The following is a 19,052-nucleotide window of genomic DNA, read 5'->3' as shown; positions in this document are numbered from 1 at the left end:
TCCACGCCAGCCGGCGCCCGCGTGCGCCGGCTGCACCTCGCTGGCAGGTACCCCACATGCTCGCTCTCATTTCTCTGGCCGACGCGCTCAACGGCGTGGCCCGATATATCTCCCGCTGGGCGGCCCGGCTGATCGGCCTGCTGCTGATGGCCGTGGTCGTCATGGTCATCGCCGAGGTGGTCAGCCGCAAGCTGCTCGGCCACTCCTTCGAAGGTGTCCACGAGTATGCCGGCTACGTGCTCGCCGTTCTCTCCTCCTGGGGGCTGTCGCATACCCTGATAGAGCGCGCCCATATCCGCATCGACGTCGGCTACTCACGCCTGCCGGTCGCCGGGCGTGCCGCGCTGGATCTGCTCTCGATCCTGGCCGTCAACCTGGTCGGCTGGATGATCGTCGTGCACGCCTGGCCGGTATTCGATACGTCACTCTCCAACCAGACGACCGCCAACACGCCGCTCTCGACCCCGCTATGGATCCCGCAACTGGTCTGGGTCCTCGGCTATACCTGGTTCGCCCTGGCTGCCGCCTTGCTAGCGTTGCGCGCGCTGCTGGCAGCCGTTCGCGGTGACAGCGCAACCATCCAGGCACTGATCGGCATGGGCCACGACGCCGATCAGCAGGAGGCCGAAAGCCTCGAGGCCGATGCACATACCCACAAGGATCACGCGCCCCGGAAACCGTCAGCGGGAGGACATTCCTGATGCTGCTCTATCTCTCTCTCGGCATTCTGGGCCTGCTGCTGACCGGCATTCCCGTCGCCATCGTGCTGTTCCTGCTCGCCTTTGGCGTCGATCAGTTCTTCTCTTTCTTTCCGCTGATGCGGGCCCTCGGTCAGAACCTGTGGTCGGCGGCGGACTCGTTTCTGCTGATCGCGATCCCGCTGTTCGTGCTGATGGGCGAGATCATCGTCCGCGCCGGTATCGCCGAGCGCGCCTACCGGGCCATGGATCACTGGCTGTCGTGGCTGCCCGGCGGGCTGCTGCACGCCAACGTGATGACCTCGATGCTGTTCTCGGCCACGTCCGGCTCGTCGGTAGCGACCGCCGCCACCATCTCCACAGTGGCGCTGCCCCAGGGCGACAAGCTCGGCTATCACCCGAAACTCTTCTGCGGCAGCATCGCCGCCGGGGGCACGCTGGGGATCCTGATTCCGCCGTCGATCAACCTGATCGTCTACGGGTTCCTGACCGAGACCTCGATCCCCAAGCTGTTCGTCGCCGGTCTGCTGCCGGGGCTCGCGCTGACCGGGCTGTTCATGCTCACCTCGATCCTCTTCTGCGCGTTCAAGCCCTCGCTGGGCGGGCCGCGCAAGCGTTCGAGCTGGCCGGAGCGGCTGCACCACCTGAAGTTCCTGCTGCCGCTGCTGGTGCTGTTCATCGCCATCGTCGGCTCGATCTATACCGGCTGGGCCACGCCGACCGAAGCCGCCGCGATCGGGGTCGTCGTGGCGCTGATTCTGGCCGCCTTCAACCGCCGGCTGGACCGCGCCATGCTGATGGCCGCCCTGGACAACACCGTGCGTACCACCTCGATGATCCTGTTCATCATGCTGGCGGCTTCGTTCCTCAACTTCGCGCTCGCCTCCGCCGGGCTCTCCAACCAGTTGACCCAGTTGCTGACCCAGCTGGACCTGTCGCCGATGGCGCTGCTGCTCTGCGTGCTGGCGCTGCTGGTGATTCTCGGCTTCTTCATCGAGACGTTGTCGATGATGGTAATCACACTGCCGATCATCGCGCCGCTGCTGTTCGCCGCCGGCTTCGACCCCGTGTGGTTCGGCGTGGTGATGATCCTGTTCGTCGAAATGGCACTGATCACGCCGCCGGTGGGGCTGAATCTCTACATCGTACAGTCCGCACGCCGCGGCAAGCCGTTCTCCGACGTAGTCATCGGCACGCTGCCATTCATCGCCGCCATGTTGGTCATGGCGATTCTGCTGATCGTCTTCCCCGGCCTCGCGCTATGGCTACCCAACTCGCTGTGACCGCCAGGGTCCCGCTCAACTTTCGCTAAGGAACAGGATCATGCTGACTTTCGACACCCCGCAAGGCACGCTCACTGTCACGCCAGAGCGCCTGGCCATCGCTGGCTGGGCCGGTCGCGACCAGGCAGGCGTCCAGCATCACATCGAGGAACTCGCCGAGTTGGGCGTCAAGCCTCCCTCCAGCGTGCCGCTGTTCTACCGCGCCAGCAGCCTGCTGCTGACCCAGGCCGTCGATGTCGAGATGCTCGGCGGCGAGGGCTCGGGCGAAGTCGAGGTGTGCCTCGTCAGCGATGCCGAAGGCCGTCCTTGGGTGACTATCGCCTCCGATCATACCGACCGCAAGCTGGAGGCGGTCGGCGTTGCCGAGTCCAAACAGCTCTGCGCCAAGCCGATCGCGACGCACGCCTGGCCGCTGGAGGAGGTTCGCGATCACTGGGATTCGCTGGAACTGCGCAGCCGGATCGAAGAGCAGGGTGAAGTCGTCGTCTACCAACAGGGCACGCTGGCCGAGCTGCTGGATGTCGACACCCTGATCGCCAAGCTGCCGGCGGCGCTCAAGCAGGGCGAGACGCTCAAGCCCAATACGCTGCTGCTGTGCGGTACCGTGCCCGCGATCGGCGGCATTCGTCCCAGCCCGCGCTTCGCCATGACGCTGGCCGACCCGGTGCTGAATCGCCAGATCGATCATCAGTACCAGATCGTCGAACTCGAGGTGGCACAGTGAGCGCCGTCGAGGCCGCCACGTTCTGGGCGCGACCGCCCCGCGAACGCCGCCTGCAGGACTGGCGTGAAGCGCTGACGGCAGCCCGGTTTACCGCCGCCGATCTGACCGAGAGCCTGATTGCCCGCGCAGCAAGTGAGACGGGAGATATCGACGCCGGCACGGTCGAAACCAGCTTCATCGAATTCTCGCCCGAAAGGCTGCGAACGCAGCTGCCGGGAACCGATATCGATGCCCCGCTGGCCGGCCTGCCGATCAGCATCAAGGATCTTTTCGACGTGCGCGGCGAAGTCACCCGCGCGGCGTCGAAAGTGCTCGCGGACGCGCCCCCGGCCACGCGGGACGCCCCCGCCGTGGCCCGCCTGCGCCGCGCCGGCGCCGTGCTCGTCGGGCGTACCAACATGAGCGAGTTCGCCTTCTCGGGGCTCGGTCTCAACCGCCACTACGGCACGCCGCCCAACCCCCTCGACCCCGAACGCATCACCGGCGGTTCGACCTCGGGCGGCGCTGCCTCTGTCGCCTTCGGCCTGGCCGCGGCGACGCTCGGCAGCGATACCGGCGGCAGCCTGCGCATTCCTGCCGCCTTCTGCGGTTTGACCGGTTTCAAGCCGAGTCAGGCCAGCGTCCCCGGCGACGGGGCCTACCCGCTGTCGCCGAGCCTGGACTGCGTCGGTCCGATCGCCCCGAGCGTCGGCTGCTGTGCCGAACTCTGGTCGGTCCTGGCAGCCCGGCCGATGCCGACCCTCGATCCCACGCCACGCCCGCTGCGCCTGGCGGTGCCCGTCGGCGGCCTGCTCGAGGAGCTGGATGATGCCGTACGCGATGGCTTCGAGGCAGCGATTGCCCGGCTCGAAGCCGCCGGCTGTCACGTCGAGTGCCTGACGCTCACGGCCGTCGATGGTGCCCTGGCCATCAACCAGCAGGGCGGCCTTGTGGTACCCGAGGCGGCGGCGCTGCATCGCGAGCAGCTCGCGCGTGCCGAGGCCGACTACGACCCGATGATCGCCGACCGACTCAATGGCGGACGCGACATCAACGTAGCCGACTACCTGCAGCGGCGCTGGCCGCGCAGCGACTGGCAACACCGCTTCCAGGCCGAGCTGATCGGCTTCGACGCCGTGCTGCTGCCAACCGTCGCCACGCTGCCGCCAAAGCGCGCCGAACTCGAGCACGACGCCAGTGCTTTCCAGCGAGCCAACCGACTGGCACTACGCAATACCAGCGTCTTCAACTATCTCGATGCGACCTCGATCTCGCTGCCCTTCACCGACGAAGACGCTGCGCTGCCGATCGGCGTGATGCTCTCGCGTCCGCAGGGCGAGGACACCGCGCTGCTGCAGCACGCCTGCGTGGTCGAGGCGATGCTGGCAGGTTGAGGCCAAATGCCGCGAGGCAAACCACTCGGGGCGATGGCTGTCCTCAACACCTTCCACGCAGCGTGCGCTGAAGGCGTTTGACACCATCGCCCGCCCAGGCCATCAGCGTCAGTGGCGGCATCGCCGGCATGTAGAGGCGCCCCATCGCGACGCTCTCACGCTGGCGAGTTACCTGGCCACGCCGGTCAGCCTGGCTGGCCACTCGGGGTGGCGCCTTGGCATCGCGATAGCCGACCAGGCCAGTGACGATGGCGATCAGGGCAAAGGCCAGAAAGCAGAAGACGTAACCCTGCGCACCGATCAGATAGCCCGCCAGCGGCGAGCCGACGATCTGACCGACGGCGATCATCAGAAATGGCAGCCCCAGTCCGATCGCCGGGCGGTCGGCATAGAGTCGAATCCCCCAGACCAGGTAGACGCCTGTCAGCATGATGTAGGCCGCACCGAAGAGCACCGCCGACAACAGCACCGCCAGCAGATTGGCCGGCATCACCGCGAGCAGCGCAAGCGAGAGTGACAGCGCGGCAAGCGTGGCACGATTGACCAGATTGAGACCGAAACGCTTGACCAGGTCCCCCGCCAGCCCTCCCGCCAATCCGGCCACGCCGATCAGAATCCAGACGATATTGGCCATGGCCTGGTCGAAATGGCCCAGATTGACCAGCGTTTCGCTGGAGAAGGTCCAGTAGGCGGCGCTGGCCATGCCCATGCCCGCCGCCGCGACGACGACACGCAAGGCACGCGGTCGCCAGAGGGGCGCGTCTTCGTGCCCGTCATCCACGCCTTCCGTCGCCCGCGAGGTAGCGGTATGCCGCCCTCCGGGTACGCTGATCAATAACAGCGCAGCGTTACACAGGGCCGCCAGCGCAAAGGCTGCGTAGGCCAGCCGCCACTGACCGGTGGCGATGAAGGCCACCGGTCCGGAGATCGCAACGCCAAGGCTGGTACCAGCGTTGATGAGGGTGTTCGCCCGCCCCTGCCGAGGCTGGCTCACCACACGGGAAACGGCCTGCGCCATCGGCGGTGATGCCAGCCCGGTGCTGGTACCCGCCAGCAGGATGGCGCCGGCCAGCAGCAGCGGACTCGTGCTCACCGAGATCACGGCCATGCCGGCAGCGGCGATCACCGCCGCGGAGACGGCCATGATCTTCGGACCCAGGCGCTCTACCAGAAAGGCGCTCAACAGGATGGCCAGGCAGTAACCGACGTAGGCGCCGCTGCCAATGGCACCAGCCATCGCCGAGCTCAATCCAACGTCTTCTCGCATGCTGGGCAGGAACAGTCCATAGGCGAATCTCGCCAGGCCATAGCTCACCCCGATCAACAGGGTCCCGGCAATGATGAGTCGTGTCTGTTGACGAATCATGACCTTCTCCTTGGCGGATATTCACCGCCTGCATGTAAAATGGTCGTTTTCCTTATGGACAATAAAAATCCCGACGACATCAGATACCGGTCATCCGTCGGGAAGAGACTCAGTTTTCAGAGTCCGGGCACCTCGCACGAGCAGCTGCCACCAGGTGCTGCGCGGCCCGCCTGGCAGCGGGAATTGCCAGATCCCGCCGATAGATGATCGCCTGCGTCGCGCCCTCGTAGAGCAGCATCAGCTCCTCGGTCAGCGCCTCGTCCTCGCGACCGAGCTCCCTGCAAACGACCTCGCCGATACGGCGCAGTACACGCTGTTTGTGCCGCGCCAAAGCCTCCACGACTTCGGGCAGATCACCGCCGGTCTCGCCCCAGCTGCGCAGGAACAGACAGCCTCGTGCCCCTTCGCCAGCGAACCAGTTGTCCAGCGACTCGAAAAGCCCATCGACGCTATCGACCTTCAGCGAGCGCAGGAAACGACAATCTCGCGCCTCCAGCACCGCCGCCAGCAGTCGATTCTTGCTGCCGATATGCTTGTACAGCGTGCGGCTGGACATGCCCGCCGCGCCGGTCAGTCGGTCCATCCCGGTAGCGGTAAAACCATGGCGGTCGAAGAGCGCCTCGGCAGTCGAGATCAAGTGTTCGCGTCGGTCGGTACTCGAATCCATACATCGTTCTCCGTAGCCTCGCACTCCTTCAATGTAAAACGATTGGTTTACACCTGCAAGTCGGATCCTTGGCGATACTGCCCACGCCGGTTCCGGGTCACTGCCCCTTCGATCAAGGTTGGGTCTGCGACGCTGTCGGGAAATGCTAAGATGCCGTCCCATTTACCGAAGGCCGCCAACCGTGTTCCGATCCGTTCCCCCTGCTGCTCTATCGCTGCCCGTCTGGCTATGGCTCGTGGCCTTCGGCCTGGCGGCGACCCATCTGTGCGAGGCTGGGCATCGCCTTCGGCAACGTCCTCGCTCAAGCGCGACCGGGACGGCCGCTTGGGCCTTTACACAGTGATGATGGGCGTGGAGGCGATGATCATGGCGGCTGCTTCAGCTCCGTCCTGGCGATGATCGTGTTGCGCACACACCAACCGCAGTAAGCTGCTGTTCGGCGCCCTGCACGGCCTGAGCAGCAGCTAGCAGCTCTCCTGCAGGCGCTGCGCAATACCAGCGTCTTCAACTATCTCGACGCGGCCTCGATCTCGCTGCCCTACGTCGCCACCGGCGCCGCACTGCCCATCGGGCTGATGCTATCGCGCCCCCAGGGCGACGATGCCGTGCTGTTGCAGCATGCCGGCGTGGTGAAGACGATGTTGGGGAGATAGCGCGAAGGTGGCTCGACCAGCGTGACCTGCTCTCGCGGTCAGAATCCTCCCTATATTTCCCTCATGGACCCGTTGCACTTCCCGGCGCCTCTTGTACAGGTGCCAGCAAAGCCAGTGAATTCCCTCGAGCGGCGGCATGGCGGGCGCTGCTCCAGATGCACGACGGCGGGGCTCAATGAGCCCCGCCGTACGGATGGGATGCGCTGTCCTGACCTATCAGTATCGTTGGTCGACGCCAGCCACCGTTATCCCTGCGCCCTATCGGTTTCAAAGCGCCAGGCATGGGCCACTATCCCATCCAGCGAGTAGTGAGGCCGCCATCCCAGCGCACACTCGACCTTTGTCACGTCGGCGACGAGATACGCCGGATCGCCAGGGCGACGGTCGGCAGTCTTGACGACGACATCACACCCGGTTACGCGTCTGACCGATTCGATGACCTGCAGGACACTGTAACCAACGCCACTTCCCAGATTGAAGACATCGCCCGGCTCTCCTCGCAACAGCGCCTCCAGACCCAGGCGATGCGCGCGACACAGGTCGTCGACATGGATGAAGTCCCTGACGCAGGAACCATCCTGCGTCAGGTAGTCGCTGCCGAACAGCGTGAAGTCAGCGCGGCGGCCGGAAGCGGCCTGGAGCAGCAGCGGAATGAGGTGCGTCTCAGGATCGTGGCGTTCGCCCAATCGCCCCTCGGGATCGGCACCCGCCGCATTGAAATAGCGAAAGATCATCGGCCTCAGCGCATAGCTGTGGGCATAGTCGCGAAGGATCTGCTCGATGAAGCGCTTCGACCACCCATAAGGATTGATCGGCGAGGTACCGCTCGACTCGCCGATGGCACTTTTGTGGGCGTCCCCGTAGACCGCCGCCGTCGACGAGAACACGAACGTATCCACGCCGTGGCAGCGCATCTCTGCCAGCAACGCAAGGGTCTTGGCCACATTGTTCTGATAGTAGGCCTCGGGCTGCGTGACGGAGGCACCGACTTCGCTCAAGGCCGCGAAATGCATCACGGCATCGAAGACCTTGGACCGAAAGAGACGCCCTAGCGCCTCTCTATCTCCGAGGTCAGCGACGACCAGCTCGGCATTGACGACGGCATCGGCATGTCCTGTGGATAGATTATCCAGAACGGTCACCCGATATCCCGATCGATACAGATGCTCGACCATGTGCGAACCGATATAACCGGCGCCGCCCACGACCAGAATCTCACCTTTGGACATTGACACCCCAAGCCTCGATAAAACCAGCAACGTCTTTATGTCAGCGTCTGTCGATGCGCTGCACTCCAACCCCGACCAACAACACGAAGCAAACTAGGCACTGTCTGAAAAGTACTGTGCTCGCCCATGCGGCGTTAAAAATCGGCTCAAAATGCTCATTTACAACCCGTAAACTCCGCGTTTTCGACGATTTTTGCCTTGCCTGACCTTCACTCGTCGACTTTTCAGACAGCACCTAAGACGAGGTTCCGGTCAAAGACCATTTTTCCAGCTTGCGGTAGATCGTGGAGGGGCTGACGGCGAGATCGCGCGCCGCACCGGGCACACTGCCGCCATTGTTGGCGATGGCCTTTTCGATCACCATCTTTTCGATCTGCTCGAGCGTCAGACCCTGAAAGGCGAGTACGGACGGAGCTGCATCAGCGCCAGCATCGGGGGCGTGTTGCGGCTGTGTCGGCTCACTGCCTCCGGACTCGGCACGCATGGCCGGTGACGCCGCGGTCGTCCCCAGATGTGCCAGAGAGAGCTGGTTACCGGCGCTCATCACCACGGCGCGGCGAATCTCGTTTTGCAGCTCGCGGACATTGCCCGGCCAGTGGTATCGATGCAGCGTTTGCTGCGTCTCATCGTCGAGCGCCTCGAACGTCTTGCCCTCTTCGTTGGAAAAACGCGTCATGAACGCCTGAGCCAGCAGCACCACATCATCCCCCCGTTGCCGCAACGGAGGCAGATCGATAGGCAGCACAGAGAGACGATAGAAGAGATCCTCGCGGAAACGCCCCTCGCTCATCTCGACCAAGGGGTCGCGGTTGGTGGCACAGATCACGCGCACATCCACCGGCACGGTTCGGTTGCTACCGACGGGCTGCACCATGCCAGTCTGCAGAAAGCGCAATAGCTTGACCTGCAGTTTCAGCTCCATCTCGCAGATTTCGTCCAGAAACAGCGTACCGCCACTGGCCTCTCTGGCAGCCCCGGTGCGATTTTCCAGCGCGCCGGTAAAGGCGCCTTTGACATGGCCAAAGAGCTCGGACTCGAGAAGGTTTTCGGGTATGGCGCCACAGTTGATTGCGACGAAACGCCCCGACCGCCGCTGACTGAGCTCGTGGATGGCCTCGGCCGCCACCTCCTTGCCGGTCCCGCTTTCGCCGGTGATGAATACGGTGGCTTTGGAGTTGGCGACGTTCTCGATCGCGCGATAGACGACCTGCATGACGTCGGAGCCGCCAATGAAGCCCTGAAACTGTTCACGCCGTTGGAGACTGCGCGCCACCTGCACTTCCTGCTCGAGACGCAGCCGCTCGCCGGCGCGTTTCACGGTGGTCGTCAAGCGCTCGACCGAGACCGGCTTGACCAGGAAGTCGTAGGCTCCCAGACGCATGGCCTGGATGGCCCGATTGATGGAGCCGTCCGCAGTAATGACGACAACGCTGGCATGCTTGGTCAGCTCGGGGGCATCCGCCAGAAAATCAAGACCATCGACATCCGGCAGTTTCAGGTCGAGCAGGATGACATCGAATGCCTCTCCATCGCGTCGGCCGGCCTCGATGTAATAGCGGGCTTTCTCTCCACTATCGGCGATTTCGACCTGGCACCCGGCGGCCTCCAGCTGACTGGCATAGGTGAGCGCCAGAGACATGATGTCTTCGACGATCAACACCCGAGAGCTTTCCGTCATAGAGGATAGATACCTTTTCTGGGCCGAATAATGAAGCACGCCTGCGTGGCGGTGCTGCCGGGTTTCCAAGTGACGTCGCTCTGTTCACTATAGAATGAGATGCACTGCGCTACTAGACCGTACGCGATATGGGCGAACCCCCGCCCCGAACGATAAGTGACGGTATAGCCCTCTATATCACTGTGCGTTTCCACCTGCGGTGGCGAAGCATCGGGATAAATGACCTTGACCTCCTCATGGATATGCCCCTGGACATGCTCGAGAAGCTCCCGGGCACTGGTGTAGCGCGACAATAGATGTGGAAAACGTGTCTGGAAACGCTGGAAGATAAAACGGCCGAAATCTTCGCACATCAAAGCGGCATCGGCACCGGTCATCCTGGCCGCGGCCGTTACCAGGTCTGCCGCGTAGTGGCTGGGATAGTTGCCAACCGAGGTGAACGCGGCGTCGTTGGGCAGCGAGGCCGCCTCCACCACCTTCTCGGTAATGGCGTCACCCAGCTGCTCATCGAGGAAGTTCATCAGCTCGACAAAGATCAACCCTTTCATACATGCCCCTTCCGTCGCGGAGTAGACGAAGAATCGAAGTCACTGGAGGAGGCTCTGCAATATCGATGCCAATATCTAGGCACGAAAATAGCAGCATAAAAGCGCTCTCTTTTGCAATTCGGGAGGCGGCACGTTGCAAACAGCATCAATGTCTTTGCAACTTGCGACATTCCATCGAGAGATAGAGTGAAATCTAATAATACCTCGATTCCTTTCCGCATCGACTTCTCTACAATGATGGATTATGTAGAGAGGTGCGCATGCATAAAGCCCATCACCGTACACGCACCATGGCGTGGATCGTCACCGCCGCAATGACACTGAGCGGCTGCCAGTCGGCCCCCACGCCCGAAAACCGGGATGGCGCCTTATGGATGCCGCAACAGTGGGAGGCCGACGCCTACCAACGCCAATGCACGCCCGCTATGTCGCCGCCCCCGCCGGCCGGAAAAACGTATGTCCCGGCGGCACAGATGCGCGCCGAGCCTGCCAGTCTCGCCCCCGGCGACCGCCTGCGTGTCGACGTGCTCGGCGACCCGGGGGACCTCTCGAAGCTGTACGTCATCGATGAACTCGGCCACCTGGCACTACCCGGCCTGCCCGTGATCGACACCACCGGACGCTCCGTCGCCGAGGTGGAAGCCCGCTTGAGCGACAGGCTCGTCGAGGCGCAGCTGGTCCGGCGTCTACCGCGTGTCGCTGCCGTCTCGCTGGTGGAGCGTGCGGGTATCTCGATTTCGGTCAGCGGCGCGGTTTTCAATGCGGGCACCGTGCGCATCGGTGAACGCCCGGTCGAGAGTCGCATCGGCCAGCGCGACGGCCCGGTGGCGGGGGATGCCAATCTCGGTCGCAATCTATCAATGGCGATCATGGCTGCCGCCGGTGCCCGTCCGGATGCCAACCTGGGCGACGTGCGTGTCATTCGAGGTGACCAGTGGACGACAGTCGACCTCGCCGGGCTGGTCGAAGGCAGCGGCGCCGATGACCTGCGACTGGCCCCCGGAGATCGTATCGAGGTGCCCAGCACGCACTGCTTCGACGCGGCGCTCGTGCGCCCGACACCGGTCACGCCACCCGGGGTACGCGTGTTCATGTCCAACCTGTCACGACCCGCCGCCAGCAACGCCTCCTCGGCGATCGGCAAGGAGTCGACCAGCCTGCCCTACGGCACGCGGCTACTGCAGGGGCTGGTCAGCGCCAACTGTGTTGGCGGCTCGGCCATGAACGCTCACCGCCATGCCGTTCTCATCTCCACCAACCCGTTCGATGACACCACCGTGGTCATCGACCGCGATGTCGAGGACATGCTGGAGCGCCCGGACCGGGATCGTATCAACCCCTATCTGATGCCCCGCGACGCGCTCGCCTGTTACGACAGCCGCTGGATGAACGTCAGGGACGCCGTGTCGATGGTGGGCGAAGCCCTGGGGCCGGCCGCCACCGTCATTCTCATCCACGATGCCTCACCATGACCGATAACCGCTCACCTTCACCGCGCCGGCTGCTGCGTCTCTGGTGGTTCATTCGAGATGGGCTACCCTCGGCGGGTCGTTATCGCCGCTATATCATCGCCATCGCCCCCTTCCTGCTGATGATCTGGGGACTGCTGGCCGCTTATCTGCTGCTGGCACCGGTCAGCTACAAGAGCTCGATGACCCTGATACTGCCCGGATCGGGTGTCGGTGGCTCGATCAATCTGGAGTCCATCGGTCAGGCCTCGTCGCAGACGAGCTCCGCTTTCGCGACGCCCTCGCTGAGCCCGACGGAGAATTACAAGCGGCTGCTGAGTTCGGACCTGGTGCTCCAGCGTGGCGCGCAGCGCCTGGACGATGGCGGTGGCATGCTGCCCAGTCCGAGCGTGCGCCTGGTCGATCAGACCAACCTGATCATGGTGGCCATGGCAGGCCCGACGCCTGAGCAGGCGCAGGCGCGTCTCGAAGCGTTGCGTCAGAGCTTCCTGTCCAGCCTGAAGCGCCTGCGCCAAGACGAGGCGGAGAAGCGCGAAACGGCGGACCGCGACAGGCTTCAGGAGCTACAGCAGAAGTTACAGCAAGCGCAGCGCCGCGTGCTCGAGTTCCAGGGAGAGGCGGGGCTGGCAACGCTCGAGCAGTTCAATCAGCGCCTGGGGGTCGTCGATGACCTGGAGGCGCAGCAACGCAGCGCGCGGCTCGAGCTGGAGCGCTACCGGGCCACGGCCGAGCGCCTGAGCCAGCTGTTGCAGGTGTCCCTGGCGGAGGCGCGTAGCGCGCTGCTGCTGAAGGCAGACCCGATCTTTCAGTCGCTGCTGTCGCGCTACGCCATCGCGCTGACCGACTGGAATCAGGATCGCGCCACGCTGGGCGATCGCCATCTGCGCTTGAGCGAACGCCAGGCCCAGAAAGATACCCTGCTGCAGGCGATGCTGGCGCGCGGTGCGACGCTCACGGGGTTGCCGACCCAAACCCTGCAGCGCTTCGTCGACCTCTCGGTGAGCGAAGGCCGCGCCAGACTGTTCGATGAGCTCTTGAGCGCAGAAGGCCGGGTGGCCGGCATCAACGCGGAGCTGGTGGAGATTCAGCAGCAGATTCGACGCGAGAACCAGGATCATGGCGATCTGGTGACCATGGCCGCCGGCCTGTCGGATCTGCTCAGGGAGCTGCGGATCTCCGAGGCGGTCTTCTCCTCGGCACTGGCCCGGCTGGACACCAACAAGTCGGACCCCTTCGCGTCCTACCCGCTCGTCCAGACCTTCGAGTCGCCTTCGCTGCCCAGCGCTCCCTCGTCGCCGTCGGCGGTGCTTGCGGTGGCTGGCGGCGTGGTCGCCAGTCTCTTCGTCATCATGGGCTTCCTGCTGCTATGGCTACGCCAGCCGATCATCAAACTACTGCTGCCGAAAGGCTGATTTCGGTCGCCATTCAGTGCACCTGGCTGCTCTGGCTGCTCGGCGGTCTGTACATCGCCGGGCCGGCCATGGCCTGGATCCTGGTGGCGATGGCGGCGGTCACGCTATACCTGGCCCCGGAGGACGCCACGTCATGGCGCCCGCCGCCGCCCCATCCGGTGATCTTCATCTGGCTGTTGGCGATGCTGGCGATGCTGGTGATCCTGATCGTCGGGCATCTGCTCAATGAGCTGGGTACCGCCAAGACCATCAAGTCCTCGATCGGCTGGGCCAAGGGCTGGGCACTTCTGGCGCTGTTCCCGCTGGCCGGCGCGCTGCTGCCCGTGCGCCCCGAGGTGATCTATCGGGCCGTCTGCCGCCTGGGACTGCAGACGCTGATCCTGATCCCTCTGTTTCTGGTCGCGCCGTTCGTGGGGCTGCCGGGCCAGCTGTATGTATCGCCACTCAAGATCGTCGGCGGGTCGGGACCGGAGTACTTTGCAGTGATTCTGTATACGCTGGAGCCGGGGACCGGCGTGCCACGCTGGCAGTTCTTCGCCCCCTGGTCACCGGCGGCCGGCATGATCGCGGTAGTGCACATCCTCTGCGCGCTGGAGGAGAAGCAGTTGGGCTGGAAAATCATCGGCGTGTCGGCGGGCCTGCTGATCGCGCTGCTCTGCCAGTCACGCCTGGCACTGGTAGCGCTGGCGATCGTCTGGCCGGTGTCGTTCGCTGTCAGCCGCCTGCGCCAGCCCTGGACCTGGTTCACCGCGGCCCCCGCCATCTTGCTGCTGGGGCTGCTGTCTCCCCAGATACAGGGCTTGATGGACCAGGCCATACAGCGTTTCACCAGCGCCCGCGCCGACTCCAGCCGAGTGCGCGCCGCCCTGGGCCGTATCGCCATCGAACGCTGGCAGAACGAGGCGCCCTGGTTCGGCCACGGCATCGTGGAAAACGGCCCGCATCTGGTCGAGTACATGCCGATCGGCAGCCACCATAGCTGGTACGGCCTGCTCTTCGTCAAAGGCTTGCTGGGGGCGATCGCCCTGGCCGTGCCGCTGGCGGCGAGCTTCTGGATGGCGGGCAGGCTGGCGCTCTACCAACCGGTCGGTCGCGTCGCCCTGGCCATGCTGCTGCTGCTCACCCTCTACAGCTTCGGGGAGAACCTGGAGATTCTGAGCTATCTCTACTGGCCGGCGCTGGTCATCGTCGGCATCGCGGCCAGACAGGCCGCCTGGCGGCGTGTGGAAACCACCGGAGGGAGGGCTGAGCCGGGGGCGCCAGCACCGCATCGGCAAGGCGAGCTGCCAGCGGCGGCGGAAGACTCAGTCGAGCGGCAGTAACTGCCGCCAGCGCAGGAGTCGATCATCGACCAGGCACTGCGTTGATAACCGCGCCGATGCGGCCATGGCCCCCAGCCGCGGCGGCGTCAGATGCTGAAGGCAGCTACTCAGGCCGTGTTCGCTATCGAAATCCACTTCCCACCCCGCTTCGGCCGCTTGCTCGGGCAGCCCATCCACGCCGGCGACCAGTAGCGGCCGGGCCGCCTGCCGCGCCTCGGCCGCCACCAGGCCGAAGGATTCCCAGCGCGAGGGTACGGCGATGATGTCACAGGCGGCCAGGAAGCCGGCACGATCATCGACTTGCCCGACGAAGTGGATGTGCGGCGCCTCTCCAGCCAGCGCCCGCAGCGCCGGCTCTTCCGCCCCGCTGCCGCCCAGCCGCAGCTGATAGTGCGCCGGGTCCAGCGCGAGGAAACGCGCGATCAGCCGCTCGAACCCTTTCTGTCGATCGAAACGGCCATAGGCCCCCACCACCAGCGTGCGCTGCCCCTGCCAGTCCGAGGGCGGCACCGCCTGCAGCGCGGGAACATCGCTCCAGGGAGAGACAACCTGCAGGCGTCGCGGCTCTATTCCCACGGCCTCGGTCAACCATTGCGACTGCCCCTGCGACACCGCGACGATACGGTCGAACAGACGGCTGGCGATGTTCAGCATCATCCGAAAGCGGCCGAAGCGCGGCACATGATGTGCCGCCCAGGCACGGGTATAGCTGTGCTCGATATGAATCAGCCGAGCGTGACGATTGCGCAGCCGCAGCGACACGAGGAAGGGCAGCGCCCGCCAGCGCGGCGGAAAGTGCGTCATGATCACATCCGCTTTCAGACTCGGCGCCAACGTCTGATCCGGCTTCACCGTCACCACCCGGCTGCGCAGACGGCCGACCCAGGCAGGGTGCTCAAAGATCGCCAGCGCCTGCATGACCCCGCCGGGGGAGACATCGTCCAGCAAATGTACGATCTCGAGCGTTTTCATGCGGCCACCTCGGTACCCAAGCGACGACTCAGCAGCAGGGCGAAACGTTCACGCGACAGCCAGCGTGCCGCCATCGCACCGAGCCCCGTTTCGAGCGTCTTGTAAGGCTCCTGCAGCGCGATCCAAGGACTGGCTGCGAGCGCCTGACGCATCAGGGCCACGGCGAAGGAGCCATCCCCCAGCTGCACCGCTCGCCTTGCCAGATAGCGTAGCTGATAAGCCCGGGCACGCGCGCCGTGACGCGCCAGCAGCTCAGGCGCGTATGCCTGCGCCTTGGAGATCGCCCGCTCCCAGCTTTCGTACTGACGAATCACGTTGGAGGAGAGCCCGCCGATCACGATGCGATAGTCGGTAAGCAGGCCGTCGATGCCCTCGAAGCGGCAGCCGTACCCCGCGATCATGCGCAGCCACAGCTCGATGTCCTCCGACTGGCGGAAGCTCTCGTCGAACCAGCACAGGCGCCCGGGCTCTTGCGGATGCACGAAGGCGACACGATCCAGGGCGCGACGCCGAATCACCGGCGCCGACCCATTGCCCACCGGGTTGCGCGTGAGGACGTGGCGGGCCTCGACGCCGGTCAGCCGGGGCTGCTGGCTGACACCGAGCGGGCGGCCTTCGGCGTCGATCAGGCGCGAGCCGGAATAACTGACGTCGACCGCGTCATCGGCATTGAGATGGATGAAGTGCAGTGCGAGTTTGGTCGGGTCCCAGCGGTCATCGGAGTCCAGCAGCGCGATGTAACGCCCGCGGGCCACCGCGATGCCACTGTTGCGGGCGCCTGCGAGGCCCCGGTTGCGCTGGGTCACGATACGGATGCGCTCATCCGCAAACCCTCGGCACACCTGCATGCTGTTATCGAGGGAGCCGTCGTCGACGATGATGAGCTCGAAATCCTGGAACGTCTGATCGAGCACCGATTGGATCGCCTCGCCGACAAACGCTTCCACATTGTAGACGGGCATGATGACGGAGATGGTGGGCAGGGTCATGGCGGATACTCCAAGTGAATAAAGAAATTGGGTGAAGCAAGTGTCTTTACTCTTTGATTATCAAAAACCGTGCCAACTTTTATTTTTAATATAAATCAAAGACTTGAAAAACGTGCCGCCTTGATCACACCGACTGCCTGCGCTCATCACTGCAGATTGCGACGCCCGCCTTCTCCGATTTCGCAATTTGCCCGCGTCCGAGAAGAAATCGCCTGGGGGGGGGCGCGCCAGTCTTGTCGCGACCGCGTGCCGCGGCCAGACGACGCGACCCTCGAGGAGCCACTGGCGAGAAAGCGCGAGCGTGGCAGGCGTGTGGTGAAATTAGGCGGGGTGAAAGAAATATGGTGAAAGAAGTGTGACGCGTGACTCTGATGACAGGATTAAGCGAATAGCCGCATGCGCAGGGTACGAGGCAGCAGCGGACTGACCAGAGATCCCACCAGGGTCATCAGGCCCCGGCGTCGATCGCGAAAGAAGGCCTGCGGCGAGTTGGCCACCCCGACCAGCGCGAAACGCGGTGCCAGCCAGGGCGAGCTCCCCGCGCGCAGCGCCCGGCGTGCCAGATAGCGACAGTAGAGCGCACGCGCGGCGGCGGCATCGAAATCCGCCGCGTAGTCCCGCGTCAGCTGCTGCCAGCCGTCGTACATGGCGCGCAGATTGGCCGACAGCCCGCCGGCCGAGAGTCGATACCCCACCAGCAGAACGTCCATGCCGCGAATGTGGCGCCCCTGCTTGACGACACGCGCCAGCCACTCCTGATCCTCGGCGTACTGCATGCCTCGGCGAAAGCCACCACTGGCACGCCAGCACTCGCGGCTGACGACCAGATTGGAACTGGTGCAGACCGGGTTCTCCCCCAGGACATCCTCGAGCGTCAGGGCCTCCCGCGGTACCGTTGAGACCGTCTGCGCCCGTGCCAGATCGGTGCCCTCGCCGAGTAGAAAAGCGATCTTGGCAAAACTCATATCGAGCTGCGGCGCCTGGCGATGGTGCTGCCAGTGGCGTTCGAGCTTGGTGGGATGCCACACGTCATCGGCATCGAGAAACGCGATCCACTCCCCTTCAGCGCGATCCGCGCCGGCATTGCGCGCCGCGGCGACACCGCCATTCGCCAGGGCGAGCACGCGAATACGCGCGTCGCGCGCCTTAAGAGCCTGCAGCCGCGCCAGAGAGTCATCGGTGGAGCCATCGTCGATGAGCCAGAGTTCGAAGTGAGGCTCCGTCTGGCACAGCACGCTCGCGACCGTCTCCTCGATACTGTCGGCGGCGTTGTAGACCGGAATCACGACGGAAAACCTCGGCCGAGTCATGCGCAAGCCCTCTTGAACGGCATCCGTGAAACGATGCCACCATCTTGCCTCAGACACCAAATCGAGCCCGGAATCAGGATCAGTGCCAGCCCCGCCACATAGGCGCCCGCGGCAGCCATCAATCCCCAGCCGGCAAAGGCCGCCAGGCCACCCAGCGCCGCTGCCGTCGCCATGCTGCTCATCATCGCCTCGACCCCCGGCTGGTCGAGCGCTCGCAACCAGGCGCTGGCCACCGCCGCGAAGATCATCGGCATCGCCCCGAGCCCCAGTATCGACACCAAGGGCGCCGACGGCGTCCACTGCACCCCGAAGATCAGCGGTACATACCAGGGCGCCAGGCACACCTGTAGCAGCAGTAACGGCAGGAACACCACCAGCGCCAGCATCAGCCCCTTGTGGCAGCGGCGCCGGCGCTCCGCCAGATCATCCGCGCGGCAAATGTAGGGGAACAGGATCTGCCCCAGCGCCATCACGAAGGAGGTGGTGATACCGAGACCGGCATTGAACGCAAAGTAGTAGATACCCAGGGCCTTGACCCCGAAGACGGCGCCCACGATCAGTTTGTCGAGCTGGATGCGGGCGACATTGACCATCTCGGTGATCAGGACACCGACGGCGAACCCCATGAAGGCGCGCCAGGGCACATGCCCCGCCTCGGGTTGCGGCATCCAGCGTTTGGCACGACGCACCAGCACCAGCCACACCGGGGCGGTGACCAGCTTGGGCAGCACGATGGCCCAGGCACTCGGCCATATCAGAACGAAGAGCAGCGTCAGCAGGTGATCGCTGACGTTCTGCACGGTGGCGATCCGCGCGATCGTGCCGAAACGCTCTTCACGCATGAGCAGAAACACCTGCACCAGGCCCGCCGGCATGAACAGATAGACGCCGGAAAGCAGCGCCAGCATCAGCGGAATCTCGCGCATGCCGAAGAGGTGCAGAGCGCCGGCCAGGGCGAGTTGAATCGCCGCGACCCCGACACACCAGCACCAGAACAGTCTGAAGGCCGTGTTGCAGGTGGCCGCCAGGGCATCCTCGCTGGCAGCGATAATGCGCTGGCCGACCCCTGCGTTGGCCAGCGCTCTGACCACTTCGAACAGACTCAGGGCCAGTGCCGCCACACCCATGATGGTAGGCGACACCTGCCGGGCGATCACCACGATCGCCAGGATACGCACGACGCGGTTGATCATCTCGGCGCTACCGAAGGCGACCAGGCCACGTAGTAGCGGGCTGTTCTCCCGACGAGCAAGGTGAGAGCGAAATGCGAATGGGTTCATGTCTGGCCCCGTGATGTGCTGTGGTTCGAAGTCTTCGCCCACCCCATTCAATAATCGGGCCAATTCCAAAAAGCTTTTT

Annotated in this window: 16 protein-coding genes; 7 read left to right on the top strand and 9 right to left on the bottom strand. The window is 64.4% G+C overall.

Features of this window, described 5'->3' with window-relative positions; all coding sequences use genetic code 11:
• Positions 1-56 precede the first annotated feature (56 nt).
• The 4 genes from MC381_RS10545 to MC381_RS10530 are packed head-to-tail and all read left to right on the top strand — an operon-like array spanning position 57 to position 4,078.
• On the top strand, positions 57-701 hold the full coding sequence (locus MC381_RS10545) for a TRAP transporter small permease subunit (protein ID WP_251977711.1): 645 nt from the start codon (positions 57-59) through the stop codon (positions 699-701).
• Entirely contained in the window at positions 701-1,981 is a 1,281-nt protein-coding gene (locus MC381_RS10540; protein ID WP_251977710.1) for a TRAP transporter large permease, read from the top strand. Before MC381_RS10545 ends, MC381_RS10540 begins: the two co-directional genes overlap by 1 nt.
• 40 nt (positions 1,982-2,021) lie before the next feature.
• A complete protein-coding gene (locus MC381_RS10535) occupies positions 2,022-2,705 on the top strand; it encodes a DUF2848 domain-containing protein (protein ID WP_251977709.1) in 684 nt (227 codons plus the stop codon).
• Entirely contained in the window at positions 2,702-4,078 is a 1,377-nt protein-coding gene (locus tag MC381_RS10530; RefSeq protein WP_251977708.1) for an amidase, read from the top strand. Before MC381_RS10535 ends, MC381_RS10530 begins: the two co-directional genes overlap by 4 nt.
• Positions 4,079-4,121: 43 nt before the next feature.
• Here MC381_RS10530 and MC381_RS10525 read toward each other — a convergent pair whose 3' ends face one another.
• The 5 genes from MC381_RS10525 to MC381_RS10505 all read right to left on the bottom strand — a co-directional run bounded on the left by MC381_RS10525 (position 4,122) and on the right by MC381_RS10505 (position 10,219).
• Entirely contained in the window at positions 4,122-5,444 is a 1,323-nt protein-coding gene (locus tag MC381_RS10525) for an MFS transporter (protein ID WP_251977707.1), read from the bottom strand.
• A gap of 109 nt (positions 5,445-5,553) precedes the next feature.
• On the bottom strand, positions 5,554-6,111 hold the full coding sequence (locus tag MC381_RS10520; protein WP_251977706.1) for a TetR/AcrR family transcriptional regulator: 558 nt from the start codon (positions 6,109-6,111) through the stop codon (positions 5,554-5,556).
• Between the two features lie 898 nt (positions 6,112-7,009).
• Positions 7,010-7,993 carry a UDP-glucose 4-epimerase GalE gene (galE, locus tag MC381_RS10515; RefSeq protein ID WP_251977705.1) on the bottom strand — a complete coding sequence of 328 codons (984 nt, stop codon included), beginning with the start codon at positions 7,991-7,993 and terminating at the stop codon, positions 7,010-7,012.
• 235 nt (positions 7,994-8,228) lie between these two features.
• Entirely contained in the window at positions 8,229-9,671 is a 1,443-nt protein-coding gene (locus MC381_RS10510; RefSeq protein ID WP_251977704.1) for a sigma-54-dependent transcriptional regulator, read from the bottom strand.
• A complete protein-coding gene (locus tag MC381_RS10505; RefSeq protein ID WP_251977703.1) occupies positions 9,668-10,219 on the bottom strand; it encodes a heme NO-binding domain-containing protein in 552 nt (183 codons plus the stop codon). The genes MC381_RS10510 and MC381_RS10505 overlap by 4 nt, the downstream gene beginning before the upstream one ends.
• A gap of 260 nt (positions 10,220-10,479) precedes the next feature.
• Here MC381_RS10505 and MC381_RS10500 point away from each other — a divergent pair, with 260 nt between their 5' ends.
• From MC381_RS10500 to MC381_RS10490, 3 genes are read left to right on the top strand one after another with little or no spacing between them, the layout of a single operon-like run.
• Positions 10,480-11,691, top strand: a complete 1,212-nt coding sequence (locus MC381_RS10500; protein ID WP_251977702.1) for a polysaccharide biosynthesis/export family protein — start codon at positions 10,480-10,482, stop codon at positions 11,689-11,691.
• Positions 11,688-13,100 carry a GumC domain-containing protein gene (locus MC381_RS10495; RefSeq protein WP_251977701.1) on the top strand — a complete coding sequence of 471 codons (1,413 nt, stop codon included), beginning with the start codon at positions 11,688-11,690 and terminating at the stop codon, positions 13,098-13,100. Before MC381_RS10500 ends, MC381_RS10495 begins: the two co-directional genes overlap by 4 nt.
• Positions 13,055-14,422, top strand: coding sequence for an O-antigen ligase family protein (locus MC381_RS10490; protein ID WP_251977700.1), 1,368 nt, complete (start codon positions 13,055-13,057; stop codon positions 14,420-14,422). The genes MC381_RS10495 and MC381_RS10490 overlap by 46 nt, the downstream gene beginning before the upstream one ends.
• On the opposite strand, the gene MC381_RS10485 is transcribed toward MC381_RS10490, so the two are convergent.
• The 4 genes from MC381_RS10485 to MC381_RS10470 form a co-directional block, all read right to left on the bottom strand.
• Positions 14,405-15,394 (bottom strand): glycosyltransferase family 4 protein, encoded by a 990-nt coding sequence (locus MC381_RS10485; protein ID WP_251977699.1) that lies wholly within the window; start codon positions 15,392-15,394, stop codon positions 14,405-14,407. The two genes, MC381_RS10490 and MC381_RS10485, sit on opposite strands and share 18 nt — an antisense overlap.
• The gene (locus MC381_RS10480) at positions 15,391-16,383 is read right to left on the bottom strand and encodes a glycosyltransferase family 2 protein (RefSeq protein ID WP_251977698.1); all 993 of its coding nucleotides are present in this window, start codon (positions 16,381-16,383) and stop codon (positions 15,391-15,393) included. The genes MC381_RS10485 and MC381_RS10480 overlap by 4 nt, the downstream gene beginning before the upstream one ends.
• 380 nt (positions 16,384-16,763) lie before the next feature.
• Positions 16,764-17,693, bottom strand: a complete 930-nt coding sequence (locus MC381_RS10475) for a glycosyltransferase family 2 protein (protein WP_251977697.1) — start codon at positions 17,691-17,693, stop codon at positions 16,764-16,766.
• The gene (locus MC381_RS10470; RefSeq protein ID WP_251977696.1) at positions 17,690-18,973 is read right to left on the bottom strand and encodes an oligosaccharide flippase family protein; all 1,284 of its coding nucleotides are present in this window, start codon (positions 18,971-18,973) and stop codon (positions 17,690-17,692) included. Before MC381_RS10470 ends, MC381_RS10475 begins: the two co-directional genes overlap by 4 nt.
• Between the last annotated feature and the right edge of the window lie 79 nt (positions 18,974-19,052).

It is taken from the genome of Salinicola avicenniae (assembly GCF_023736115.1).
Classification (GTDB): Bacteria; Pseudomonadota; Gammaproteobacteria; order Pseudomonadales; family Halomonadaceae; genus Salinicola; species Salinicola avicenniae.
Note: the sequence above shows the minus strand (reverse complement) of the source record. Positions and strands in the feature narration are given on the sequence as shown.

Bases quoted from the DNA above. Each gene is read 5' to 3' on its own strand.
- MC381_RS10485 (WP_251977699.1), bottom strand. From the start codon at position 15,394: ATGAAAACGCTCGAGATCGTACATTTGCTGGACGATGTCTCCCCCGGC.
- MC381_RS10475 (WP_251977697.1), bottom strand. From the start codon at position 17,693: ATGACTCGGCCGAGGTTTTCCGTCGTGATTCCGGTCTACAACGCCGCC.
- MC381_RS10525 (WP_251977707.1), bottom strand. From the start codon at position 5,444: ATGATTCGTCAACAGACACGACTCATCATTGCCGGGACCCTGTTGATC.
- MC381_RS10495 (WP_251977701.1), top strand. From the start codon at position 11,688: ATGACCGATAACCGCTCACCTTCACCGCGCCGGCTGCTGCGTCTCTGG.
- MC381_RS10490 (WP_251977700.1), top strand. From the start codon at position 13,055: ATGGCTACGCCAGCCGATCATCAAACTACTGCTGCCGAAAGGCTGATT.
- MC381_RS10480 (WP_251977698.1), bottom strand. From the start codon at position 16,383: ATGACCCTGCCCACCATCTCCGTCATCATGCCCGTCTACAATGTGGAA.
- MC381_RS10545 (WP_251977711.1), top strand. From the start codon at position 57: ATGCTCGCTCTCATTTCTCTGGCCGACGCGCTCAACGGCGTGGCCCGA.
- galE (WP_251977705.1), bottom strand. From the start codon at position 7,993: ATGTCCAAAGGTGAGATTCTGGTCGTGGGCGGCGCCGGTTATATCGGT.
- MC381_RS10540 (WP_251977710.1), top strand. From the start codon at position 701: ATGCTGCTCTATCTCTCTCTCGGCATTCTGGGCCTGCTGCTGACCGGC.
- MC381_RS10470 (WP_251977696.1), bottom strand. From the start codon at position 18,973: ATGAACCCATTCGCATTTCGCTCTCACCTTGCTCGTCGGGAGAACAGC.
- MC381_RS10535 (WP_251977709.1), top strand. From the start codon at position 2,022: ATGCTGACTTTCGACACCCCGCAAGGCACGCTCACTGTCACGCCAGAG.
- MC381_RS10510 (WP_251977704.1), bottom strand. From the start codon at position 9,671: ATGACGGAAAGCTCTCGGGTGTTGATCGTCGAAGACATCATGTCTCTG.
- MC381_RS10500 (WP_251977702.1), top strand. From the start codon at position 10,480: ATGCATAAAGCCCATCACCGTACACGCACCATGGCGTGGATCGTCACC.
- MC381_RS10505 (WP_251977703.1), bottom strand. From the start codon at position 10,219: ATGAAAGGGTTGATCTTTGTCGAGCTGATGAACTTCCTCGATGAGCAG.
- MC381_RS10520 (WP_251977706.1), bottom strand. From the start codon at position 6,111: ATGGATTCGAGTACCGACCGACGCGAACACTTGATCTCGACTGCCGAG.